Origin of the sequence: Streptomyces sp. SID13666 (assembly GCF_010548325.1) — a bacterium.
Lineage (GTDB): Bacteria > Actinomycetota > Actinomycetes > Streptomycetales > Streptomycetaceae > Actinacidiphila > Actinacidiphila fildesensis.
The window spans coordinates 64,792-87,065 of record NZ_JAAGLX010000017.1; the positions used below are offsets into that span (position 1 = coordinate 64,792).

At 71.8% G+C, this 22,274-nt stretch carries 19 protein-coding genes, 1 other RNA gene and 1 pseudogene; 12 read left to right on the forward strand and 9 right to left on the reverse strand.

Annotated features, from left to right (window positions below; all coding sequences use genetic code 11):
• Window positions 1-32 precede the first annotated feature (32 nt).
• The 4 genes from rnpB (at window position 33) to G3I60_RS22275 (ending at window position 5,624) form a co-directional block, all read left to right on the forward strand.
• Window positions 33-438: RNase P RNA component class A (gene rnpB, locus G3I60_RS22260), an RNA gene on the forward strand.
• A gap of 343 nt (window positions 439-781) precedes the next feature.
• A complete protein-coding gene (locus G3I60_RS22265; RefSeq protein WP_164294695.1) occupies window positions 782-1,348 on the forward strand; it encodes a hypothetical protein in 567 nt (188 codons plus the stop codon).
• Window positions 1,345-3,609: a hypothetical protein gene (locus G3I60_RS22270; protein ID WP_203673506.1), complete on the forward strand. Its 2,265-nt coding sequence runs from the start codon at window positions 1,345-1,347 to the stop codon at window positions 3,607-3,609. Before G3I60_RS22265 ends, G3I60_RS22270 begins: the two co-directional genes overlap by 4 nt.
• Window positions 3,610-3,980: 371 nt before the next feature.
• Window positions 3,981-5,624: a TROVE domain-containing protein gene (locus G3I60_RS22275; protein ID WP_164294697.1), complete on the forward strand. Its 1,644-nt coding sequence runs from the start codon at window positions 3,981-3,983 to the stop codon at window positions 5,622-5,624.
• A gap of 7 nt (window positions 5,625-5,631) precedes the next feature.
• Here G3I60_RS22275 and G3I60_RS22280 read toward each other — a convergent pair whose 3' ends face one another.
• The 3 genes from G3I60_RS22280 to G3I60_RS22290 all read right to left on the reverse strand — a co-directional run bounded on the left by G3I60_RS22280 (window position 5,632) and on the right by G3I60_RS22290 (window position 8,414).
• A complete protein-coding gene (locus G3I60_RS22280; protein WP_164294698.1) occupies window positions 5,632-6,489 on the reverse strand; it encodes a PhzF family phenazine biosynthesis protein in 858 nt (285 codons plus the stop codon).
• Window positions 6,490-6,573: 84 nt separating this feature from the next.
• Window positions 6,574-7,500 (reverse strand): tyrosine-protein phosphatase, encoded by a 927-nt coding sequence (locus G3I60_RS22285; RefSeq protein ID WP_164294699.1) that lies wholly within the window; start codon window positions 7,498-7,500, stop codon window positions 6,574-6,576.
• A gap of 110 nt (window positions 7,501-7,610) precedes the next feature.
• Window positions 7,611-8,414, reverse strand: coding sequence for an SDR family oxidoreductase (locus G3I60_RS22290; RefSeq protein WP_164294700.1), 804 nt, complete (start codon window positions 8,412-8,414; stop codon window positions 7,611-7,613).
• A gap of 94 nt (window positions 8,415-8,508) precedes the next feature.
• On the opposite strand from G3I60_RS22290, the gene G3I60_RS22295 reads away from it, so the two are divergent.
• Window positions 8,509-8,820 carry a 4a-hydroxytetrahydrobiopterin dehydratase gene (locus tag G3I60_RS22295; RefSeq protein ID WP_138357611.1) on the forward strand — a complete coding sequence of 104 codons (312 nt, stop codon included), beginning with the start codon at window positions 8,509-8,511 and terminating at the stop codon, window positions 8,818-8,820.
• 28 nt (window positions 8,821-8,848) lie between these two features.
• On the opposite strand, the pseudogene G3I60_RS22300 reads toward G3I60_RS22295, so the two are convergent.
• Together G3I60_RS22300 and G3I60_RS22305 are read right to left on the reverse strand one after the other, a co-directional pair.
• Window positions 8,849-8,971 (reverse strand): annotated as a pseudogene (locus G3I60_RS22300) (Tat pathway signal sequence domain protein); the annotation flags it as partial.
• Between the two features lie 209 nt (window positions 8,972-9,180).
• Window positions 9,181-10,197, reverse strand: coding sequence for a Gfo/Idh/MocA family oxidoreductase (locus G3I60_RS22305; protein WP_343241168.1), 1,017 nt, complete (start codon window positions 10,195-10,197; stop codon window positions 9,181-9,183).
• A gap of 170 nt (window positions 10,198-10,367) precedes the next feature.
• On the opposite strand from G3I60_RS22305, the gene G3I60_RS22310 reads away from it, so the two are divergent.
• From G3I60_RS22310 to G3I60_RS22320, 3 genes are read left to right on the forward strand one after another with little or no spacing between them, the layout of a single operon-like run.
• Window positions 10,368-11,636 carry a multidrug effflux MFS transporter gene (locus G3I60_RS22310; RefSeq protein ID WP_164294702.1) on the forward strand — a complete coding sequence of 423 codons (1,269 nt, stop codon included), beginning with the start codon at window positions 10,368-10,370 and terminating at the stop codon, window positions 11,634-11,636.
• A 16-nt stretch (window positions 11,637-11,652) separates the two neighbouring features.
• A complete protein-coding gene (locus G3I60_RS22315) occupies window positions 11,653-11,850 on the forward strand; it encodes a hypothetical protein (protein ID WP_138357608.1) in 198 nt (65 codons plus the stop codon).
• Complete coding sequence (locus G3I60_RS22320) at window positions 11,816-12,916, forward strand: serine hydrolase domain-containing protein (protein ID WP_164294703.1); 1,101 nt, start codon at window positions 11,816-11,818, stop codon at window positions 12,914-12,916. Before G3I60_RS22315 ends, G3I60_RS22320 begins: the two co-directional genes overlap by 35 nt.
• Here G3I60_RS22320 and G3I60_RS22325 read toward each other — a convergent pair.
• Both G3I60_RS22325 and G3I60_RS22330 read right to left on the reverse strand, forming a co-directional pair.
• Window positions 12,913-14,106 (reverse strand): YncE family protein, encoded by a 1,194-nt coding sequence (locus tag G3I60_RS22325; RefSeq protein ID WP_164294704.1) that lies wholly within the window; start codon window positions 14,104-14,106, stop codon window positions 12,913-12,915. The genes G3I60_RS22320 and G3I60_RS22325 overlap by 4 nt on opposite strands.
• Window positions 14,106-14,891 carry a polysaccharide deacetylase family protein gene (locus tag G3I60_RS22330; RefSeq protein ID WP_164294705.1) on the reverse strand — a complete coding sequence of 262 codons (786 nt, stop codon included), beginning with the start codon at window positions 14,889-14,891 and terminating at the stop codon, window positions 14,106-14,108. Before G3I60_RS22330 ends, G3I60_RS22325 begins: the two co-directional genes overlap by 1 nt.
• 209 nt (window positions 14,892-15,100) lie before the next feature.
• Between G3I60_RS22330 and G3I60_RS22335 the strand changes: the two genes are divergently transcribed.
• Entirely contained in the window at window positions 15,101-15,793 is a 693-nt protein-coding gene (locus tag G3I60_RS22335; RefSeq protein WP_239070119.1) for a CDP-alcohol phosphatidyltransferase family protein, read from the forward strand.
• Window positions 15,794-15,877: 84 nt separating this feature from the next.
• Here G3I60_RS22335 and G3I60_RS22340 read toward each other — a convergent pair whose 3' ends face one another.
• Window positions 15,878-16,333: an adenylyltransferase/cytidyltransferase family protein gene (locus G3I60_RS22340; RefSeq protein ID WP_138353807.1), complete on the reverse strand. Its 456-nt coding sequence runs from the start codon at window positions 16,331-16,333 to the stop codon at window positions 15,878-15,880.
• 230 nt (window positions 16,334-16,563) lie between these two features.
• Here G3I60_RS22340 and G3I60_RS22345 point away from each other — a divergent pair, with 230 nt between their 5' ends.
• The 3 genes from G3I60_RS22345 to G3I60_RS22355 all read left to right on the forward strand — a co-directional run bounded on the left by G3I60_RS22345 (window position 16,564) and on the right by G3I60_RS22355 (window position 20,873).
• Window positions 16,564-17,835 carry a glycosyltransferase family 4 protein gene (locus G3I60_RS22345; RefSeq protein ID WP_164294706.1) on the forward strand — a complete coding sequence of 424 codons (1,272 nt, stop codon included), beginning with the start codon at window positions 16,564-16,566 and terminating at the stop codon, window positions 17,833-17,835.
• A 66-nt stretch (window positions 17,836-17,901) separates the two neighbouring features.
• The gene (locus G3I60_RS46480; protein ID WP_187144846.1) at window positions 17,902-19,575 is read left to right on the forward strand and encodes a polysaccharide biosynthesis tyrosine autokinase; all 1,674 of its coding nucleotides are present in this window, start codon (window positions 17,902-17,904) and stop codon (window positions 19,573-19,575) included.
• Complete coding sequence (locus G3I60_RS22355) at window positions 19,572-20,873, forward strand: hypothetical protein (RefSeq protein WP_138353805.1); 1,302 nt, start codon at window positions 19,572-19,574, stop codon at window positions 20,871-20,873. The genes G3I60_RS46480 and G3I60_RS22355 overlap by 4 nt, the downstream gene beginning before the upstream one ends.
• Here the strand turns inward: G3I60_RS22355 and G3I60_RS22360 are convergent.
• Window positions 20,778-22,265, reverse strand: a complete 1,488-nt coding sequence (locus G3I60_RS22360; RefSeq protein ID WP_239070110.1) for an O-antigen polymerase — start codon at window positions 22,263-22,265, stop codon at window positions 20,778-20,780. The genes G3I60_RS22355 and G3I60_RS22360 overlap by 96 nt on opposite strands.
• Between the last annotated feature and the right edge of the window lie 9 nt (window positions 22,266-22,274).

Below are 22,274 nucleotides of genomic sequence, written 5' to 3' on the forward strand. Positions count from 1 at the left end.
CACGCTTCGACTAGGATGGGCGGCACGGCGGACGAGCCGGCCGGGCGGTCGCGGCGGGATCCTTGTGATCCTTCCGAGGAACGTCCGGGCTCCACAGGGCAAGGTGGTGGGTAACGCCCACCCGGGGTGACCCGCGTGCCAGTGCCACAGAAAACAGACCGCCGGGAGCCGCAAGGCCCCCGGTAAGGGTGAAACGGTGGTGTAAGAGACCACCAGCGTCCAGGGTGACCTGGACGGCTAGGTAAACCACACCTGGAGCAAGGTCAAGAATGGGCCGCCGCAAGGCAGCTCTGCGCGGACGACTGAGGGCTGCCCGCCCGAGTCCGCGGGTAGACCGCACGAGGCCGGCGGCAACGCCGGTCCCAGATGGATGGCCGCCTCCCCATGGCCCGCAAGGACCACGGGAGACAGAACCCGGCGTACAGGCCGACTCGTCCGCCGCCTGTACCGCCCGCGGGTCGGAGCACGCCTCTTCGAGGCGGATGCATTTCGGCGGGATCGGCGGGATCGAATCCGCTCTTTCGCACACGGGGATCGCGTTGGAGTCGGTGCGCGCGGTGCGAGAACGTGCGATCCCCCAGTGGTGCTTTCGGTCGCACTTCTGACAATTTCCTTTCTGTATATGCGAGAAATTGACACCAATCGGGGCTGGCGGGGTCGTGTCTCGATTCCTGCCCGGTTTGCTGAAAGGTCATCACTGAGGCCGTGCCGGTCACTACGTTGTCTGTCGTGTGACGTTGTGGCCGTCGGGGGATGGCGGTCTTCCAGTTGGGGGTGGCGCATGTTCAAGTGGGCGCGGAACAAGGCATTGGCGGATCCCATTCCGGTGCCGTCCGATGTGGAAGGAGCCGACGGCTTGGGAAGCTGGGAGGTCTTCACGCATTTCGGCCGGGAGGTTTTCGCGGTGGCGCATGCGGAGGACCAGGATGTGTTCGAGAACACGCTGGCCGAATTCCGTAGGAATCCGCAACGGGTGCGCCGGACGCGGGAGCTCGAGCCTGCTGTGGGCACGGGCGTGGCGCTGGTCTCCGCCGTTCCCTATCTGCTGCCGGTGGTGTCGATGCTGTTGGGGGTCGTGGGGGAGCGGGTTTCGAACCGTGCGATCGACCTCATCGAGAGCACCACCCGCCGGAAGATCGCGCGCCTGCTCGAGAACCACCGCCGGGACCCGGCCGATCCCACCGACGCGGAGGGCGAGCCGGAACGGCTGGGCGCGGATGAGGAGCGTCAGCTCCATGCCGTGTTGCTGGGCTGGGGAGTCGGGATGCGCATGGAGGCGGACGCGGCCGGGCAGCTGGCGGACTCGGTGATCGAGGCGCTGCGCCGGCGGGGGAGTGAGGACCGGTGAAGGACCCGGCCGGCGCTGTCGCACCCGCGCCGCCACCCGGTTCCGGGGCCGGATCGCCGGCTCCCAACGGCGAGGCGCCGACAGCCCCGTTACCCGAGCACATGTCAGGGCTCTTCTCGCCGACCCGGGCGCGGTACCTGCTGCTCGTGGCCGTGCTGCTGCTTGCCGGTGCCTTCGCGGGACAGATCATGCACAACGTGCTCCTGGGCAGCTCGTGGGGCGCCGCGATGTCCCGCTGCCTTGGGGAAGCGCCGACCGCCGGTACGCCGGCGGAATTCAGCGACTATCTGCAGAACTGCACCGGTCCGGCGGAGCAGCGTCGTGCGCTGGTGTCGCTGGCGGGGGCGTCGGTGGTGATGGCGCTGGGGGTGGCGTGTCTGTGGGTGCTGCCGCTGCGGCTGCTGCGCCGGGCGGGACCGATGAGCGTGGCCTCCGCGCAGTGGCAGGAGCACGCGGCGTCGGTGGCGGCGGAGATGAGGGTCAAGCGGGTGCCCGAGGTGATGTGGGGATCGGCGTGGCTCAACCAGCCCTTCACCGCGGGCCGCCCGGGCCGGATCAGGATCGTCCTGCCGCTCGGGGTGCGCGCTCTGCCACCGGCGCAGGCGGACGCGATCCTGCGGCACGAGGTCGCGCATGTCGCCGCGGGCGATGTGACGCTGGTCTGGCTGACCCGCGGGGTGTGGTGGGCCCTTCCGCCGTTGCTGCTGGTGCCGGCGGCCGGCATCGTGCTCCAAGTCTGGCTGCAGACACGAAGGAACCCGCTCGTCCCCACGTTCAGCCACGGCTTCCTCTGGGAGTACGCGCTGCGCGCGGGCTTGCTGCTGGCGGTCGCCGCCCTGGTGTCGCAGCTCGTACTGCGCTCACGGGAACACGAGGCCGATCTGCGGTCCGTACGAGGACGGCCCACCGCGGGACTGGAGGCGCTGCTGGCCGGGCAGCCACCGCGAACCCGGACATGGCTGCAGCGGGGCCTGGCCAACCACCCCGCGACGGAGAGCCGGCTCGCCGTTCTGCGACGCGCACATCTGCCGCTGCGCGTCTCACTGCTCGACGCCGCGGTGATCGGACTGCTCAGCGCCATGGCCATGGACGCGGTGACGAACATGGCGGAGACCGGGTTCACCGGCACCCCCCTGATTCCGTACGCCCGCCTGACCGGCGCGCTGGTCGCCGGATCGCTGCTGGCCGTCGGCTGGGGCGTCGCGGTCTGGCGCGGCATCCTGGCCGACCGGGCGGCGGCGCCGCTGCCGCGACTGGCCCTCCTGGTCCTCGGCATCAGCATGGCGGCGGGACTGCTGGTGCAGCTCGAGCGGACCGGCACGGCTGCGAGAGGGTCGTTGTTCGGCTGGAGCCTGGTGGGCACGGTGCCGTTGCTGACACTGGGTGCGGGGACATTGAGCGTGGCGCTCGCCCGGCTGTGGGGGTGGCGGCGTGGGGGCCCGCACGGGTCTTCGTGGGGATGGGTGGCCGCTGTCGGCGCCAATGTCGCGCTGTTCGTCGGCGCGTTGCGGATCGGGCAGGACGGTGCCCTGTTCTTCGCGGCGCTGGGGTGGAGCCACGTGATCGACGTGATCGAGCTCAGCGGCCTGTACTCGGTGTCGGCGGCCTCGACGGCGCTGGGTCTCGGCGGTGTCGCCCTGCTCGCTCTCCGGTCGGCTCTGCGCCCCGATCACGCGATCGGTCCGCCCGCCCTCCCCGGACAGATGCCCAGCCTGCCCGGACAGATGCCCGCACTGCCCGGACAGATGCCCGCACTGCCCGGACAGGAGCAGCGGATCAACCTGTACGCGGTCACCCTGGGCGGCGTCGCCGCCGCTGCGGCCGTGGCGACCCGCTGGGCCGTGGAACCACCGCTCGCCCGGCACAACGCCGTGTACAGCACCCAGTTCGACTGGTGGACCGCGGTATGTGCGGGGCTCGTCTGCCTGGTGGTGCTGCTGACCCTGCACGGTGCCGGCGGGCTCGGCGACGCCCTGTACGCGGCGCCGCTGGCAACGATCCTCGCGGCGGGCCCCTTGTGGGCGCGCCACGCCACTTCGTGGCATCACCCCTGGGGGGCGGCCGAGCACTACGCGATCGGGCCGTTGGCACAACTCGCCCTGTTCCTGCTCGTTCTGGCGGTCCCGGCCGCGCTCCTGCCGGCCTACAGGATCCGGCAGCGCCGGGCGACCCTCCTGGGCGCCCTGCTGACCGCCGCCCTCACCACTGCCGCGGTCCTCGCGCTGCTCCACTCCGGGACCGGGCTGCTGGAGCTGACGTAGCCGTCCGGGCCGGGCGGCATAAAAACCGAGTGAATCCACGGCGGTTGGTCATTAGAGTCAGGCATGTCCAGGTGCGCAGGCCGGGGTTACTTCCAATGTCAATGGTGGTGTCGCGGGTTCGAGTCCCGTCGCCGGTTGTGAGACCGGTGTAGCTCAGTTGGTAGAGCACATTGTCACCTCAGCCGACTCTGATCTCTGGACGCTTGTTCTCTGCACCTCCCGGTGCGAAGGCGACGGTTACTTCTCTGGTTGAAACGCGTTCGCGCGTGGGGTTCAAATCCCCTCGACCGCCGCCAGGACTGATCTCGGGAGGCAACAACACCGGCATGTCCGGTGTGTGGCGCCTCCCCTCCTTTGTGAGGGGTTTCTTCATGTCCCGTTTCAATACCCGTACGGCCAAGCCGTCCGTTGTCTCGCCCGTGACCAGCTCGGGGGAGCGGAGTGTCACGCATCAGGGTGGAGCCGGATATCTGCGTGATGCCAAGAGCGAGCTGTTCCTGCTCGCGGTCGCGAACTTCGTTGCGCAGGAGTCCTTCTACGAGACGGGCGGGCAGCGCGACGACCGTTTCAGCGCTCTGGTCCGGCAGCTCGCTGTCGAGGACCCGCTGTGGACGGCCGGGCTGCTCGGGTGGCTGCGGGGGGACGGCAACATGCGGACGGCGGCGATTGTCGGGGCCGCGGAATTCGTCAAGGCACGGCTCGAGGACGGGAAGGGCGAGACGGCCGTTCCGGGTGTTTCCAACCGGGCTGTCGTCGATTCCGTGCTGCGGCGTCCTGACGAGCCCGGTGAGCTGCTCGCGTACTGGACCGCTCGGTACGGCCGTAATGTGCCCAAGCCGGTCAAGCGCGGTATCGCGGATTCGGTGCAGCGGCTCTACAGCGGGAAGTCGCTGCTGAAGTACGACACCGCGTCGAAGGGTTACCGGTTCGGCGACATCCTCAATCTGGTGCACGCCGCGCCGGACGCCGGAAAGGCGTGGCAGGGCGAGCTGTTCCGCTATGCGCTCGACCGTCGGCACAACCCCGACACGGCGGTGCCGCCGGCGTCCAACCGGACGCTGACCGCGCACCGCGCGCTGATGGCGGTGCCGGTCGCGGAGCGGCGGGCGCTGGTGACCGGGCCCGAGGGGGCGGCGCGGCTGGCGGACGCGGGGATGACGTGGGAGGCGCTGGCGGGGTGGCTGCAGGGGCCGATGGACGCCGCCGCGTGGGAGGCCGTGATCCCGTCCATGGGGTACATGGCGCTGCTGCGCAATCTCCGTAACTTCGACGAGGCCGGGGTGAGTGACGAGGTCGCCGAGGGGGTCGCGAAGCGGCTCGCCGACCCGGAGCAGGTGGCGCGGTCGCGTCAGCTGCCGATGCGGTTCTACTCGGCGTACAACGCGGCGCCGTCGCTGCGCTGGGGCTACGCGCTGGAGAAGGCGCTCACCGCGTCGCTGGCCAACATCCCGGTGCTGGGCGGCCGGACGCTGGTCATGGTGGACACCAGCTCGTCCATGGAGGCCGGTTTCTCCCGGGACGGCACGCTGATGCGCTGGGACGCGGCCGCGCTCTTCGGGATCGCGCTGGGCCAACGGTGTGCCGGCGGCGATGTCGTGTCGTTCTCCAGCGCCCGCTACTACGTCAGCGACAAGCCGGGAGCGCGCACGAAGGCGTTCCCGCAGCCGCGGGGCGAGTCGCTGCTCAAGGCCGTAGGCCGGTGGAAGGACGGCGGCTGGTTCCTGGGCGGCGGCACGGACACCGCCGCCGCGCTGCGCCAGGAGTTCAAGGGGCACGACCGGGTGGTGATCGTCACCGACGAGCAGGCCGGTACGGACACCCAGGAGGTCACCGCGGCGATCCCGGCCACGGTGCCGATGTACACCTGGAACCTCGCGGGCTACCGCGCCGGCCACGCGCCGTCCGGCAGCGCGAACCGTCACACGTTCGGCGGGCTCACCGACGCGGCGTTCCGCACGGTTCCGCTGCTGGAAGCCGGGCATGACGCCAAGTGGCCCTGGGAGAACAAGGCCTGACGAGACATCAGGCCGGGATGACGGCCCCCGTTCCGCTGACGCGGATGCGGGGGTCGTCCGCCCGCAGTTCGACGGTGAGGACGCCCGGGCGGCCGAGGTCGTCGCCCTGGTGGAGGGTGAGGACGGCGGGCGCGGTGACCAGCTTCCGGTCGCGGAGGTACGCGCCCAGTGCCAGGGCGGCCGCGCCCGTGGCCGGGTCCTCGACGACGCCGCCGACCGGGAACGGGTCCCGGACGTGGAAGACGGAGTCCGAGGCACGCCACACCAGTTGGACGGTGGTCAGGTCGAGGCTGAGCATGAAGGCGGCCAGCCGCTCGAAGTCGTAGTCGAGCGCGGCCAGCCGCTCACGGGTCGCGGCGGCGAGCACGAGGTGGCGGGCGCCGGCGTAGGCGATCCGGGGTGCGAAGGCGGGATCGAGGTCGGCGGCCGGCCAGCCGAGGGCTTCGAGCGCCTCGGTGACGGCCGCGTCCGGGATCTCCTCGACCTTCGGCTCGACACTGGTGAGCGTGGCGCGCAGCGCGCCGGAGGCGTCTGCGGCGACCGTGACCGGAACCTCACCGGCGGCTGTTGAGAACAGCAGGTCACCGACACCGATCCGCTCGCCGAGGGCGACCGCCGTGGCGACCGTGGCATGGCCGCAGAACGGCACTTCGGCCTTCGGGCTGAAGTAGCGGACGGTGAGGGAGCGCCCCTGCGAGGCGGTGATGAAGGCCGTCTCCGAGTAGCCGACCTCGGCGGCGACGGCGAGCATCTCCGTCTCGCCGAGGCCGGCGGCGTCCAGGACGACACCGGCCGGGTTGCCCCCGTCCGGGTCGTCGGAGAAAGCGGTGTAGCGAAGCACCTCGGTGCCGTGAATCGACGTCATGACCTGCACCAACGACGACCACCGCCGCGATGTTCCCGCGCCCGTACAAGGACTTCGTCCGCGGTTCGCGGGGGCCTTCGCGGGTCAGGCGACCAGCCGCAGGCGCAGCCGTACGAGCGTCGACGGGTCCAGGCCGAGCCCGTCGGTCAGGAAGCGGCCGAAGGATCCGTAGTCGTGCTCCGCCTGGTCCCGGAAGGCCGCGAGGTACTCCGTCCTGACCTCCTGGAGCGGGATGAGGAGGTCCGGGTTCCGCATCAGGCCCAGCTGCTTGACCTGGTCGCGCACGGCCCGGTCGGCGGCGGCGCGCAGGTCGTTGGAGAGCAGGTAGTCGGCGGTGGTCGTGGACTGCGGTACGCCGACGGCCCGCAGGACCGTGTCGATCAGTACGCCCGTACGGTCCTTGCCCGCGGTGCAGTGGACCACCACCGGGCCCGTGGAGTCCGCGATCCGGCGGATCGCGGCGCCGAGGGCGGCGCGGTTCGCCGCGGACGTGACGAAGCCGCGGTAGGCGGTCCGCATCCGCTGCGCCGCCCGGTCGCCGCCGAGGGCCGCTTCCTGGGCGGCCGGGTCGGCACTGCCGACGACCTGCGCGATGAACAGGTAGAGGCCGGTGTCGTCGACGGGCAGCGCGACCGGTACCGGTCCGGCCGGCAGCCGGTCGGCGCCGTCGGCCTGGACCTCCGAGGGGCTGCGCAGGTCGATGACGGCGCGCAGTCCGAGCCCGGCGAGCGCGGTGACGCCGGCCGGCGGGAGCTTGGCCAGGCTCTCGGTCCGGTAGAGGGTGTTCCACCGGGTGGTGGCGCCGTCGTAGGTGCGGTAGCCGCCGGTGTCCCGGGCGTTGACGGTGCCGGGGACGGTGAGCACCCGGCTGTGCGCCGTGGCCGGTGATGGTGCCTGGGATTTTCGGGCTGCCGGAGGGCTCGTCCCCGCCGCTTGGGCGGCGGGGACGAGCGGTCCTGCGAGGACGAGTGCGAGGGCGAGCGCGGTGGCGGCGCGTGCTCCGGTCCGCATACGGGGGTCCCTTCCTGGTCGGGAGCGGGACCGTAGCGCGAGGATCTTGAGAGCGGAACTGCTTTGCTGACGAATAGTCAACAAACCGCCGTGCGGCGGAGTCGGGCCGGTCAGCCGCGCCCGATGTACGGCATCGCCGTCGCCATCACCGTCGCGAACTGCACGTTCGCCTCCAGCGGCAGCCCGGCCATGTGCAGCACCGTGCGCGCGACGTCGGCCACGTCCATCACCGGTTCCACCGCCGTCGTGCCGTTGGCCTGCTGGACCCCGGTCGTCATCCGGGCGGTCATCTCGGTCGCCGCGTTGCCGATGTCGATCTGGCCGCAGGCGATCCGGTACGCGCGGCCGTCCAGGGACAGCGACTTCGTCAGACCGGTCATCGCGTGCTTGGTGGACGTGTACGCGACGCTGTTCGGGCGCGGCACATGCGCCGAGATCGAGCCGTTGTTGATGATCCGGCCGCCCTGCGGGTCCTGCTCCTTCATCGCCCGGAACGCCCCCTGCGCGCACAGGAACGCGCCGGTGAGGTTGACGTCGACGACCGAGCGCCACTGCTCGTACGTGAGGTCCTCCAGCGGCACCGGCGGCCCGAACATCCCGGCGTTGTTGAACAGCAGGCCGAGCGGCCCGAAGCCGCTCCGCACCGACGCGAAGAGCCGGCCGACGTCCTCGGGCCGGGTCACGTCCGCGGGCACGACGAGGGTGCGGCCGCCCGGCGGCGCCCCGGTGTCCCCGGCTGCCCCCGCGTCCCCGTCCGGCCGAGCCGCCGCCAGCCGGGCCGTCTCCTCCAGCGCTTCCTGACGGCGGCCCGCGAGCGCCACCGACCAGCCGGCCCCGGTCAGCGCCAGTGCCACCGCGCGCCCCACGCCGGATCCGGCGCCCGTCACCACTGCCACCTTCTGGATCTCACTCATGGCATCGCAGGGTATGCGGTGCGAGGATGGAGATCAGCGCAGCCCCGAAGGTGACCGCAGCCCCGAAGGTGACCACCGTCCCGCAGGAGGCCCTATGCCGATCGTCGACCCGCTGTCCGACAAGGAGATCGCCGACCGTCTCGCGGAACTCCCGGGCTGGGAACTCTCCGCGGACGGTACCGCTCTCGTCCGTACGTACCGGCTGGCGCACCTGGCCGCCGCGATCCTCGCGGTGCACATCGCTCAGGTGCAGGCGGAGCTGGACCACCACTCGGATCTCACCCTCGGGTACGACACGCTCGGCGTGTCGATCACCACGCATTCGGCCGGCAGCCGGCTGACGGCGAAGGACTTCGGTCTGGCCGCCCGCATCGCGGCCATCGCCCCGGCCCACGGAGCGCAGTAGCCGGCCCACAGGGCGCAGAAGGCGACGGTCAGCCGAACCGGCGCAGCAGGGCGGACTCGGCGGCGGTGAACTCCTCGTCCGTCAGTATCCCGTCGCGCTTGAGGTCGCCCAGTTCGCGCAGCCGCCGCAGCAGCGCGTCCGGGTCCTCGGCGCGGTCGGAGACCTGCGCCGGGACGGCGTCCTCGGGCGACGGCACCGGCGGCTCGGCCCCCGGTCACGGCCCGGGACGATACGGATGACCTTGTCGTCGAACGTCCAGGTCCCGTCGTGCGTCAGCAACTCAGCCATGGACCCGATCCTCATTCTCCGGGCGCCGCGCACCGGGTCCTCCGGAGGATCCCGACGACCCTCACCGACCCGTCACTCGCCCGGGTACCGCACCCCGATCCGCTCGCGGACCGCGTCCAGGGTGCGCATGACGGCGAGCGTCCCCGCCAGCGGCACGAGCGGCGACTGGGTCTCGCCGGCCCGCAGGCACCGCATGACCTCGGCGGCCTCGTGCCGCAGGCTGTCGCGCTCCGGGACGTCGGTGACCTCGGAGAGCAGGTACTCCCGGGGCTCGTGGCCGTCGCGGTGGAGGGTGAAGCGGTCGGGGTGGAAGTAGCCGTGCGGGATCTCGATGCGTCCCGTGGAGCCGGTCACCGAGGCGGTGACGGGAGTGCCGGAGGTGATGGAGCAGCTGAGGAGGGCGACCGCGCCGCTGTCCCAGCCCAGGACGATGCCGGTGTTGTCGTCGACGCCCTCGGGCGTGAGGTGGGCGGTGGCCCGGACGGTGTCGGGCTCGCCGAGCAGCAGGTGCGCGAAGGAGACGGGGTAGACGCCGAGGTCGAGGAGCGCGCCGCCGGCCTGGGCGGGGTCCCGGAGCCGGTGGTCGGCGGCGAACGGGCCGGCGATCCCGAAGTCGGCGTGGACGGTGGTGATCTCGCCGATGGCGCCGTCCCGTACGAGCTCGGCCATGCGCAGGATCAGCGGGTTGCAGTACATCCACATGGCCTCCATGAGGAAGCTGCCGTGGTCGGCGGCGAGGGCGGTCAGCTCCGCGGCCTCGCGGACGTTGACCGTGAACGCCTTCTCGCACAGCACGGCGCGGCCGGCCTCCAGGCACAGCCCGGCGGCGGCGCGGTGCGCGGAGTGCGGGGTCGCGACGTAGACGACGTCGAGGCTGTCGTCCTGGGCGAGCTCGGCCCAGCTGCCGTAGGCGCGGTCGATGCCGTAGCGGTCGGCGAAGGTCTTGGCGGAGCCGATGCTGCGGGAGCCGACCGCGGCGACCTCGGCGTCCGGCAGGGTCAGCAGGGCCTCGGTGAAGGTGGCGGCGATGCCGCCGGTCGCCAGGATCCCCCACCGGATCGGCCGGCCCGCGCCTTCCGCGCCGCCCACAGCGCCACCCGCGGGTCCGGACGAGCCGGAAACGCCTTCTATGCCGTGTCCGCCGTCTGCGCCATGCTCGTCGTGCCCGCTGTGCACCATGCGTCCGCCCCATCAGGTCTCGACCACGTGTGTATGCCTGAAAGGATAGGCAAGGATTCAACGATTATCGGGGGTGCCCCATGCAGGAAGCCGGTCCGAGCGCCGACGCGCGCGTATCCGACGCGCAACGGCTCACCGCGCAGCGCCGTACCGGGTGGCTCGTCACGCTGGTGCTGGGCGGGCTGACCGCGCTGGCACCGCTCTCGATGGACATGTACCTGCCGGCCCTGCCGAAGGTCACCGACGCGCTGCACAGCCCCGCCGCGACCATCCAGCTCACCCTCACCGCCTGCCTGGCCGGCATGGCGCTCGGGCAGCTGGTCGTCGGGCCGATGAGCGACAAGTGGGGGCGCCGCCGGCCGCTCCTCGCCGGCATGGTGGTCTACGTCATCGCCACCGCCGTCTGCGCCTTCGCGCCCAGCGCCGAGCTGCTGATCGCCTTCCGGCTGTTCCAGGGGCTGGCGGGCGCCGCGGGCATCGTGATCGCCCGGGCCGTCGTCCGTGATCTGTACGACGGCGTCGAGATGGCCCGGTTCTTCTCCACCCTCATGCTGGTCTCCGGGGTCGCCCCGGTCATCGCGCCCGTCATCGGCGGCCAGGTGCTGCGGCTCACCGACTGGCGCGGCGTCTTCGGCGTTCTGACGGTGATCGGGGTGCTGCTCACCCTGCTGGTCTGGCGGCAGCTGGACGAGACCCTGGCCCCGGCGGACCGGCACAGCGGCGGCCTCGGCCAGACGCTCTCCGCGATGCGCGGGCTGCTCGCTGACCGGGTCTTCACCGGCTACATGCTCGCGGGCGGCTTCGCCTTCGCCGCGCTCTTCGCGTACATCTCCGCCTCGGCCTTCGTCGTGCAGGACATCTACGGCGCCTCCCCGCAGACCTTCAGCCTGCTCTTCGGCCTGAACTCGGTCGGTCTGGTCGCGGTCGGTCAGCTCAACGGCAAGGTGCTGATCGGCCGGTTCAGCCTCGACAAGGCGCTCGGCGTGGGCCTCGCGGTCATCACGCTGGCCGCCGTGGCGCTACTGGTCATGGCCTCCGGGATGTTCGGCCGGGTGGGACTGGTCCCGATGGCGGCGGGCCTGTTCGTCCTGATGTCGGCCATGGGCCTGGCGCTGCCGAACACGAACGCGCTGGCGCTGATGCGCACCAAGCACGCGGCCGGCTCAGCGTCCGCCCTGCTCGGCACGACCTCGTTCCTCATCGGCGCGGTCGTCTCGCCCCTGGTCGGGATCGCGGGGGAGCACACGGCGGTCCCGATGGCGGTGGTCCAGCTGGCCTGCGCGCTGATCGCCGTCGGATGCTTCGCCGGGCTGTGCCGCCCGTGGCGTCGTAGGGTGGATGCACCGTAGTCATCTGGAGGCAGGAATGTCCGAGCCGATCGACGGGAACCGCTGGGCGTTCAAGACCGCCGACAGCGTGCTGCACACCGGGTCCGAGAACGCGGTGGATCCGGAGGACCTGGTGATGCTCTCCGGCCGCGAACCCACTCCCGCCCGGATCGAGAGGGCCCGCAAGGAGCTGGAGGAGCATGGCGCCGCCGCTGTCGAGAGGTACCTGCCCTGAGGCCGGCCTCGACGCCGGGGAACTGCGGCGGCTCGTCCCCGGGCTGAGGACGGCCCTGGAGCCGTCGCCACTCCACCCCTGGTGCGCGGGCGCGGTCGTGCTCGCCGGGCGCGGCCAGGTCGTCGCGCTGCACGAGGCGGTCGGCTGGGCGGTGCGGTACGCGGGCTACGACGCGGCCGCCGACCGCGGTGTGGAGCTGCCGCCGGAGCGGTGGGTGCCGATGCGGCCCGACACGGTCTTCGACCTGGCGTCCGTCAGCAAGCTCTGCACAGCCGTCGTCGCGGCGCGGCTCCTGGACCTCGACCGGCCGGTGTCCTCGTACGTGCCGGAGTTCGCCGCCGCGGGCACGGCGGACATCACCGTACGGCAGCTGCTCGACCACACCTCCGGCTTCCGCCCCGAGCTGCCGTTCTACGACCTGCCCACCCCGGCGGCCCGGCGGCGGCTGCTGTGGGACGAGCGGCCGCTGCACCCGCCCGGCACCGTCCGGATCTACTCCGACCTCAATCTGATCGCCCTCCAGCAGGTACTGGAACGGGCCACAGGAACGCCGCTGGACGTCCTGGTCAGGGACGGGATCACCGGGCCGCTCGGCATGAAGGACACCGGCTACAACCCGCCCGCCGCCCTGCTGCCCCGGATCGCCGCGACCGAGGACCAGCGGCGGCCCTGGGGCAAGCTCGACCGCGGCATGGTGCACGGTGTCGTCCATGACGAGAACGCCTACGCGGCGGGCGGGGTCAGCGGGCACGCCGGGCTCTTCTCCACCGCGTGGGACCTCGCCCTGTTCTGCCGGTCGCTGCTCGACGCCGGCGGGCCCTACCCCGGCTTCGAGACCGACCAGCCGGGCCTGATGGGCGAGCTGGCCGGCCACGGCGCCGTCGGGCACAGCGGTTTCACCGGTACGAGCCTGGTGATCGATCCCGCCACCGACACGTTCCTGGTGCTGCTCACCAATTCGGTGCATCCCAGCCGTACCTGGCGGGAGGGCAGCGCGCCCCGGGCCGCGGCCGCCACCTGCCTGGCCCGGAGCGTCCTGAAGGCCTCGGGGACCCCGGGGTCCTAGCGGAAGATCCCGGTGTGGCCCAGCGAGTAGCGGCCGGGCTGCGGGTAGACGGCCAGGCCGTGCGGGCCCGAGCCGACCGGGATCTTGGCGATCGTGTGGCCGTCGCTGGTGGCGATCGCGTAGACCTCGGCGTTGTAGCGCCCCGACAGCCACAGCACCTTGCCGTCCGCGGACACCCCGCCCATGTCGGGGCTGCCGCCGCCCGGGATCTCCCACTTGTGGACGAGCTTGTTGGTGGCGAAGTCCAGCACCGACACCGACCCCTCGCCGCGGTTGGAGATGTACATCGACTTGGAGTCACGGCTGACGTAGAGGCCGTGGCAGCCCTTGCCGGTGGGCATCAGATACGGCTTGGAGAACGTGTCGCCGTTCAGCACCCACATGCCGTCGGCCATCATGTCGGCGATGTACCAGGTCTTGCCGTCGGGGGACATCTTCACGTCCTGCGGCATCGCGCCGTCGAACGGCAGCCGCTGCTGGCCGACGATCTCCATCTTCTCGGTGTCGACCTTGAGCAGCTCCGCGGAGAACTCGCAGGAGACGATGAAGTACCGGCCGTCGGGCGAGAAGTCCGCGTGGTTGACGCCGTAGCAGGACACCGGGACGGTCTTCTTGACCTTCATGCTGTGCGCGTCGCGGAAGACCAGCTCGCGGTCGAGGGAGGCCATCACCACCGCGTACTTGCCGTTCGGGGTGAAGTACAGGTTGTAGGGGTCGTGCACCTGGACCGTGGAGCCGGCCCGGCCGGTCGCCGGGTCGATCGGGGTCAGCGAGTTGCCGACGTCGTTGTTGACCCAGAGCGTCTTGAGGTCCCAGGACGGGACGACGTGCTGCGGCTGCTCACCGACCGGGATCGTCTCGATGACCTTGTACGTCGCCGGGTCGATCACCGACACCGTGTTGGAGTTGGTGTTCGGCACGTACACCCGGGACGGGAAGTTCTTCACCACCGGGGAGAGCGCGTTGGGGCGGTCCGCCGCGTAGACGTCCTTCGGGTCGAGCACCGGCGGCATACCCGGCAGCCCCTGGGGCAGGATCTTGGCCGGGGCCGACCTGACGGCGGCCTTGGTGGCCGCCGGGGAGGGCGCGTGCTGTTCGGTGCCGTCCTTCCCGCAGCCGGCGGTGGCGGTCACGAGGGCGATGGTGGCGGCCAGCAGGACGGCGGGGCGCACACGGTTCACAGGACGCATCAGGTCAGTAGCTCCGTCGTGGTCACGGCGCGCAGCCCGCGCCGTTTCAGGTCGTCGAGGATCCCGGGCAGTGCGGCGATCGTGCCGGCGTACCCGAAGTGCAGGCTCACCACGGATCCGGGGCCGACGTCCTTGGCCACCTTGGCCCGGACGGCCCCGGTTCCGGGTTCGGTGAAGTCGAGGGAGTCCACGTCGTACGCGAGGACGTGCTCGTATCCCGCCTGCCGGGCGAGGCGTTCGACGAGCGGGGTGGCCAGCCGGGCCTGGGACGGCCGGAACCAGCGGCCGGGCGAACCGGTGAGCTTGCGCAGCCGGTCCGCGCAGCCGGTGATCTCGGCGGTCGCGGCCGCCGCGCCCATCGCGCAGATGTTGCCGTGGGTCTGGGTGTGGTTGCCCAGCTCATGACCGCCGTCGAGGATCCGGCGGGCGAGTTGCGGGTACTGGTCCAGCCACTCGCCGACGGCCAGCACCGTCAGCCGCGCCCCGGCCCGCTCCGCCTCGGTCAGCAGGGCGGTGGCGATGGCCGGTTCGCCCCGGCCGTGGAAGGTGAGCGCGACCTGGGGGCGGTTTCTGGGCCCGTGCTCGATCTGCGCGGGCAGGCCGGGCGGCAGCGGTGGCAGTGCGGGGTGAGCGGAGGAGGGTGCGGCGGGCGGGTGCTCGGGGGGCGCCTGGCTGGCCGCGGGGTCCGGGGAGGCCCCGGCGGCGGAGGGCCGGCCGTCCGCACAGCCGGTGAGCAGGGCTCCGGCGGCGGCGACCTGCAGCACGGTACGGCGGGTCATGGACATTGAGGACCACTTTAGGGCGCAATGCCCGATCTTTTGATGTTATTGGGGCGGCGCGGCGCGTGGCGGAGTCGGCTGACATGATGTGGACCCGCGGTACGCGAGCGGCCATTGGTGTGCCAGGGGTATGCCGCAGACAGGACGACGTGGGGGGCTACGTGGCGGGAACAACGGCAGTTCGGGAGGCCGGTTTCGGCACCGCGCTGCGAGAACTGCGCACCGCGCAGAAGTCGGCGAAGGGCGTGTCGCTGTACTCGCGCTACATCAACCGGCCGGCGGGCCGGGTGCTCGCCGCGGCTGCCTACCGGGTCGGACTCACACCCAATCAGGTGACGCTGGTCAGCATGGCCTTCACTTACGGCGCCATCGCGGCGGTCGCGCTGGTGCGCCCGTCCTGGACGCTGTCGGTCGCTGTCTACCTCGCGCTGGTGATCGGCTTCGCCTTCGACTCGGCCGACGGCCAGCTGGCACGGCTGCTGCGCCGCGGCAGTCCGGCGGGGGAGTGGCTGGACCATGTGGTGGACTGCGGGAAGATCACCGGCGTGCACGCCGCGGTGCTGATCTCGTTCTACCGCTTCTTCGATCTGCCGGGCGAGGGCTGGCTGCTGCTGCCGCTCGGCTTCCAGTTCGCCGCCGTGATGATCTACGTCGGCGGGCTGCTGACCGAAAAGCTCAAGCCGAAATCCGCGCCCGGATCCGTGCCGGCCGCCCCGTCGCGGATCAGGGCCGTGGGCCTGCTGCCCGTCGACTACGGGGTCTTCTGCGTGGTCTTCCTGGCGCTGGGCGGCGGACGGGCGTTCCTGTACGCCTACGCGTTCCTGGGCGGGGTGTACGTGCTGTTCCTGGGCGCGTTCCTGGCGAAGTGGTTCCGCGAACTGAAGGCCGTGGGCGCCCCGGCCGCCTGATCCCCGGCCGCCTGATCCCCCGCCGTCCGATCCCCCGCCGTCCGATCCCCGGCTCCGGGGAGTCGGGCCGTTCAACCGGGCCGCTCAACCGTGGCGCTCGGCGCCTTCCGGGGTGACGGGCTCGGTGAGTACGTCCAGCGCCCGGCGCAGCTGGGTGCTGGACGTGTGCACGGTGTACGGGAAGTACACGACCTCGACGCCGACCGCCGCGAAGTCCCGCTCCAGGCGGGCGCCCTTCTCGGTGCCGCGCCAGTCGTCGCCCTTGAAGATGACGTCGAAGCGCACCTGCTGCCAGGTCTCCACCTTGTCGGGGACGGTCTCGACGAAGGCCGCGTCCACGAAGCGCACGCTGCGGACGATCTCCAGCCGCTCGATCAGCGGAACCATGGGCCGGCGCCCCTTGGCCAATTCGGCCATTTCGTCGGAGACGACGCCCGCGACGAGATAGTCGCACTGGCTGCGGGCATGCCGAAGGATGTTGAGATGCCCCACGTGGAAGAGGTCGTAGACCCCTGGCGCGTAGCCGACACGGTGTGCCACGAAACGACCCCCCAGCCGTACTGCCCCGCCCGGTAATGCCCAAGGCGATGGTGAGTCTCCGACGATAGCCGGACGTCCCAGATACTAAGCGACGATTTGCGAAACGAAGACCGGCTGGAATCGTCAACATGTAGCACCGGTGAACAGTTAGGGTGGACGCTTGGTCACTTCTGGGGGGAACGGGGCGCGCCGTGTCGGCTCTTGACAGCTTTCGCCACAAACGGCTGTTCTTGGTTTCAACCAATTACGCGCCGGAACACACCGGTATCGGGCCGTACGCCACGCAGATCGCCGAACACTGGGCCGCGGGCGGGGCCGACGTGGCGGTGCTCGCCGGTATGCCGCACTACCCCGCCTGGGAGACCGACCCCGCCTACCGGGGTGTCTGGCGGACCGAGGAGGAGCGCGGCGGGGTGCGGGTGTACCGTCGCCGGCACACCGTGCCACCGCGCCAGACCGCGGTGCGCCGCGCCCTGTTCGAAGCGTCGGTGCTCGTGCACGGACTGCTCGCGCCGCCGCGCGTCCGGCCCGACGTGGTCGTCGCGCAGCTGCCCAGCCTGGCCGGCGGCGTCCTCGCGGCGCGCACCGCCCGGCGGCACGGTGTCCCCTATGTCCCCATCGTGCAGGACCTGATGGGTGCCGCCGCCACGCAGAGCGGCATCAGCGGCGGGGACCGGGCGGCCGCCGCCGCCAGCGCCGTCGAGGCGTACGTGCTCAAGCGCGCGACGCTGGTCGGCGTCATCCACGAGAGCTTCACCGACAAGGTCGCCGCGCTCGGCGTACCGCGTGAGCGGATACGCGTGGTCCCCAACTGGTCGCATGTGGCGCGCCCCTCGCGGCCCCGCGCCGAGATGCGCGCCCGGCTGGGCTGGCGGGAGGGCCAGACCGTCGTCCTGCACTCCGGCAACATGGGACTCAAGCAGGGCCTGGAGGTGCTGGTCGAGACCGCCCGGCTGGACCCGGCCGTCCGCGTCGTCCTCATGGGGGACGGCAACCAGCGCGAGCAGCTGCGCGCACTGGCCGGCGGAATGCCGAACCTGGAGTTCATGCAACCGGTCGACGACGCGGACTTCCCCGACGTCCTCGCCGCGGCCGACGTCCTCGCCGTCACCCAGCGCGCGTCCGTCCTCGACATGAGCATCCCCTCCAAGCTCACCTCGTACTTCGCCACCGGCCGGCCGGTCGTCGCCTCGGTGGCCGCCGAGGGCGGCACGGCGGAGGAGGTGCTGCGCTCCGGCGCGGGCGTCCTGGTGGCGCCCGAGGACCCGCACGCGCTGCTGAAAGCGGTGCTGACACTCGCCGAGGACCCGGAGTCGGCCGACGAGCTGGGGTCCAACGGACCGCGCTACGCCGACGCGCACCTCAGCCGCACCGCGGGCCTGGACCGGATCGACGCCCTCGTGGCCGAGGCCCTGGACACCGCCCCGCGGGCCCCGTCGGCGCCACCAGTACCATTCGCGGAATCCGCGCAGGCCGCGGAGCCCGCACATTCGGACACCTGATCCGGTGACGAACGCGCATAATGAGCGAGCGCATGGGGAGCGCGCGCCTGAGGGGGTTTCACGCACGTGATCGAGCAACATGACGAACCGGACCTGTTGCGCGACCAGTTCCGCCAGCTGATCCGCTACCGGGCACTGATCGTGGCCGGAGTGCTGATCGGGCTGCTCGGCGGCGCCGCGCTGGCGCTGTCGGGAGCGGACAAGTACGTCGCGACGAGCGAGATCACCGTCCGGGCCGCCTCCGTGAACCCGTTCGCCACTGGTGCCACCCCCGACAAGATCCTGAACATGGGCTCGGAGCGGCAGACCGCCGCCAGCGGCGTCGTCGCGGAGCGCGCGGCCAAGGCGCTGGGACAGCCGGAAGCGGCCACCGAACTGCTCGCCAACCTGCAGGTGACCAACCCCCCGCAGACCACGGCACTGGACTTCGCGTACACCGGCCACAGCCCTCAGGAGGCGGCGGCCCGGGCCAACGCCCTCACCCAGGCCTACCTGGACAACCGGCAGCAGCAGACCGCGTCGAGCATCACGATCATGGTCAACGGCTACAAGACCCAGCTGGACCCGCTGGTGAAGCAGTCCGAGGCGCTGCGCAAGTCGATCGAGAAGCAGAAGGACCCGTCGAGCGTCGCCACCAACACCAACGCGCAGACCAACCTGCTGGGCCGGATCTCCGAGCTCAACGGCAAGATCAGCGAACTGAAGGCCCTCGACACCACCTCGGGCAACGTGATCCGCACGGCCGTCCCGCCGACCTCGCCCGCCGGGCTCGGCCTGCCGATCTCCCTCGGCCTGGGCCTGGGCGTCGGTATCGCCATCGGCCTGCTCGCCGCCTGGGTGCGGCTGGTCTTCGACCCGGCGGCCCGCTCCGACAGCGATGTGGTGCGCGCGCTGCGGGCCCCCGTCCTCGGGACGCTGCCGCGGGTCCGCGACAGCCGTGAACCGGCTCCGCTGCTCGCCCTCGACAACACCGAGAGCCGGCTCGCCGAGGCGTACCGCTCGGTGGCCTTCCGGCTCGCGTACGACCAGCGGTTCGCCGACCGCCGGCGGCTGCTGGTGGTCGCGCCGCGCGGCTCCAGCGAGACCGCCACCGCCGTCTCGGTCAACCTGGCCGCCTCCTTCGCCGAGACCGGCATGGAGGTCCTGCTCATCGAGGCCGACCTGCGCACCCCGACGCTGGCCGACCGGCTGCGCTCCGGCGACGGCTCCCGCCCGGCCTGGGCCCGTACGCCCTCGGTGGGCGACGGCGGCTGGCCGGCCGGGCACCAGATCTCCATCGACGCCGGTGAGTCCGGCTCCTTCGACCTGGTGCCGGGCCGCCGGGTCCGCAACGTCGCCCGCGCGCTGACCTCGGTACCGGCCACAAGGCTCATCTCCGAGGCCGACGCCCCGAAGTCCGCGGTCATCGTCCACGCGCCCGCCGTGCTCGCCTACGCCGACGCCCTCGCACTCGTCGACCGGGTGGACGGCGTCCTGGTGGTCTGCGACCCGCGCGAGGTGCACCGGGCCGACCTGGAGCGGGTCCGCGAACTCATCAGCGGCGCCGGCGGCACCGTGCTCGGCGCGGTGCTGCACTCGTCGGGCAGCACCGGATTCACCCTGCCGTGGCGCCGCAACGAGGACCGTACGGCCCCCCTCCCCATGGCTCCCGCGGAGGACGCCGGCAGCGCACCCGCGGCCACGGCGACGGACCTGCTGGAAGCCGTCCTCCCGGAACCCGAACGGTCGCCGGTGTCATGAGAGTCCCGGGGGCGAAAGCCTCCATAGCGTGCTCCGTCGCGGACCAGGGAGTGTCGGCGCTCACCAACATCCTGGTGCTGGTGGTCGCCGCGCGGCTGTCCAGCGCCGCCGGGTTCGCCGTCTTCTCCATGGTCTACATGGTCTTCACCATCCTGCTCGGCGTCGGCGTCAGCTACGTCGGCCAGGCGCTGGTGCTGGTCCGCGGCGAGGACCGGGTGATCCGGGCCGCCTGCCGCTCCGCGGCGGTCTTCACCGTCGTCGCGTCCACCGTCATCGGGTTCACGGCCGCGGCCGTGCTGGCCTTCGTGCCCGGCGACACCGCCGCCGCGCTCGCCGTGCTCGGGCTCATCCTGCCCATCGCCCTGACCCAGGACGGGATCCGCTACTGCTTCTCGGCGCTGCGGCTGCCGCACTACGCGCTGGCCGCCGACCTCGTACGGCTCGCCGTCGCGCTGCCCGCGCTGGCGGTGCAGCCGCACGGAGCCGGCCCCGCCCGGCTGGTGGCCGTCTGGGGCCTGTCGGCGCTGCCCGCGCTGCTCACCGCCATCGCCCTGCTCGCCCCGCTGCTCCGCGGCCTGCCCGCGGACCTGCGGACGTATGTGCGCCGCGGCCACCTCGGGCAGCGCTTCGTCGTGGAGTTCGGCGTCGGCAACGGATCCAGCCAGTTGGCGATCCTCGGCCTCGGGCTGTTCGCCACCCCGCTGGCGGTCGGCGCGCTGCGCGGCGCGACCACCCTCTTCGGACCGCTGAACGTCCTGTTCAACGCCTCGACGGCCTTCGGCCCGCCGCTGCTGAACCGGACGGAGAGCGTACGCGGCCAGGTCCGCGCCACCGCGGTGCTCGCCGCCGTACTGGCCACCGTCGCCGCGAGCTGGGCGACCGTGCTGTACCTGCTGCCGGACCGGATCGGCAGACAACTCCTCGGCGACACCTGGCCCAACGCCGCCCATCTGCTGCCGGCCAGCGGCAGCCAGTACACCGCGATGGCGGTCGGCACCTGCGGACTGCTGACGCTGCGGGTGCTGCGCCCGCGCACCACACTGCCGATCCAGGTGGTCTTCTCCCTGGCGGCGGTGGCGTTCATGCTCACCGGCTACGCGCTGGGCGGGGTCCTCGGCGCGGCCTGGGGCCTGGGTCTCGGCTCCGTCGCCAAGGCGGTCGCCACCTGGCTGCGGATCGGCTCGGTCAGCGCCTCGGCGGCGTCAGCGCAGGAGCTTGCGCGGGTCGGTGCGGAAGGAAGCGACCATGGCCAGGCACAGCACGGCGATCCCGATCCGGCCGGAGGCCTGGAGAAGTGAACCGCGCAGCAGGATGAAGGAGTAGCCGGCGATCAGCGGCACGATGATGGCCGTCATGTCGCCCGGCCGTCCGCCGTCCGCGGTGCGCAGCGCGTACCGCCGGTCGCCGCGCGCCGCCAGGTAGCCGACCCCCAGGAAGCCGCCGGTCATCCCGAGCGGTCCGAAATCCAGCCACAGTTCGGACCACAGCGGTGAGGAGAGGTTGGTGTTCTTGTTGCCCATCCACTCGCCGAGCATGATGCCGGTGTCCAGTGCCTTGTCGGGCCAGGCGGAGCGGGGCACGTAGAAGAAGACCGCGGCGGCGAGCTGGCGGCCGTAGGTGTGGCCCGCGCCGGAGTGCACCTCGGTGATCGCGTTGGCGAACATCACCGTCTGGTCGTAGTCCTTGCGCGCCAGCGGTTCGAGGACCGAATTGGTCTCCATGGGCTTGTAGTCGGCCGCGTCGTAGCGGAACCGGTCCATGAAGGGGAACACCAGCAGCGCCGCCACGACGCCCAGGGCCAGCGCGGAGCGGTACATCACGGGGCTGCGCGGGAACGCCGTGAACAGGAAGGAGAACAGCACGGTCAGGAACCAGAACCGGGCGTTGGATATCGGGTTGTTGACGACGATGTTCAGCCCGGCGGTGGCGATCCACAGCAGGATCGGCAGCGGCCGCCGGCGCGCGATGCGCGAGGTCACCAGCCAGCGGGTGAGGAAGAGCAGCGCCAGCAGCGCCGGCACCGTCCCGAAGCCGCGCAGCGTCGCGGAGCCCGCGTGCGAACCGGCGGTGGCCACCCCGGTCTCCGCGAGGGTGTCGCTGATCTCCTGGCGGCTGCTGAACAGCACCGCGGGCCCGCCGAGTTTCATGACGTAGTAGCTGCTGGCCACGAACGCCAGCAGCACCAGCAGATACAGCCGGCGCGGGCTCACGGAGGCCGCCGGGCGCTCCTTGCGGCCGGTGCGCACCGGGCGGTGCCGGGCCAGCAGGACGCCGACGTCGAAGGCCACACATCCGACGAGGGTCAGTGCGAGGGCCGCCGACAGATCGCTGCGCGGGCCGACCAGCGGCGTCGGGACGCGGCCCAGGACGAGCTGGGCGAGCGAGGCGACGCCCATCGCCGCGTAGACGAACAGCCAGAACGACCCCTGGATGAGCCGCCGGCGGCGGGTGGTGAGGATCATCGACGACAGCCGGGCCCCGGCGTAGCAGGTCAGCGCGATCTGCAGCCAGTACGCCTCGTCGTGCACGCCCGCGCCCGGCTGGAGGGCCACGGTGGCGGGCAGGAAGACGACCAGGCCGAGCACCAGCGGCACGGCCAGGGCACGGGACAGCACGGCCCGGGGGGACACCGCGGGCACCTCGGGCCGCCTGGTGCGCGTCTCGGCCACCCGTGTGTCGACAACCGCCATGGCTGCAGT

Bases quoted from the DNA above. Each gene is read 5' to 3' on its own strand.
- G3I60_RS22325 (WP_164294704.1), bottom strand. From the start codon at position 14,106: ATGCGTCCTGTGAACCGTGTGCGCCCCGCCGTCCTGCTGGCCGCCACC.
- G3I60_RS22315 (WP_138357608.1), top strand. From the start codon at position 11,653: ATGTCCGAGCCGATCGACGGGAACCGCTGGGCGTTCAAGACCGCCGAC.
- G3I60_RS22355 (WP_138353805.1), top strand. From the start codon at position 19,572: ATGAGAGTCCCGGGGGCGAAAGCCTCCATAGCGTGCTCCGTCGCGGAC.
- G3I60_RS22360 (WP_239070110.1), bottom strand. From the start codon at position 22,265: ATGGCGGTTGTCGACACACGGGTGGCCGAGACGCGCACCAGGCGGCCC.
- G3I60_RS22265 (WP_164294695.1), top strand. From the start codon at position 782: ATGTTCAAGTGGGCGCGGAACAAGGCATTGGCGGATCCCATTCCGGTG.
- G3I60_RS22310 (WP_164294702.1), top strand. From the start codon at position 10,368: ATGCAGGAAGCCGGTCCGAGCGCCGACGCGCGCGTATCCGACGCGCAA.
- G3I60_RS22285 (WP_164294699.1), bottom strand. From the start codon at position 7,500: ATGCGGACCGGAGCACGCGCCGCCACCGCGCTCGCCCTCGCACTCGTC.
- G3I60_RS22290 (WP_164294700.1), bottom strand. From the start codon at position 8,414: ATGAGTGAGATCCAGAAGGTGGCAGTGGTGACGGGCGCCGGATCCGGC.
- G3I60_RS22275 (WP_164294697.1), top strand. From the start codon at position 3,981: ATGTCCCGTTTCAATACCCGTACGGCCAAGCCGTCCGTTGTCTCGCCC.
- G3I60_RS22320 (WP_164294703.1), top strand. From the start codon at position 11,816: ATGGCGCCGCCGCTGTCGAGAGGTACCTGCCCTGAGGCCGGCCTCGAC.
- G3I60_RS22280 (WP_164294698.1), bottom strand. From the start codon at position 6,489: ATGACGTCGATTCACGGCACCGAGGTGCTTCGCTACACCGCTTTCTCC.
- G3I60_RS22295 (WP_138357611.1), top strand. From the start codon at position 8,509: ATGCCGATCGTCGACCCGCTGTCCGACAAGGAGATCGCCGACCGTCTC.
- G3I60_RS22330 (WP_164294705.1), bottom strand. From the start codon at position 14,891: ATGTCCATGACCCGCCGTACCGTGCTGCAGGTCGCCGCCGCCGGAGCC.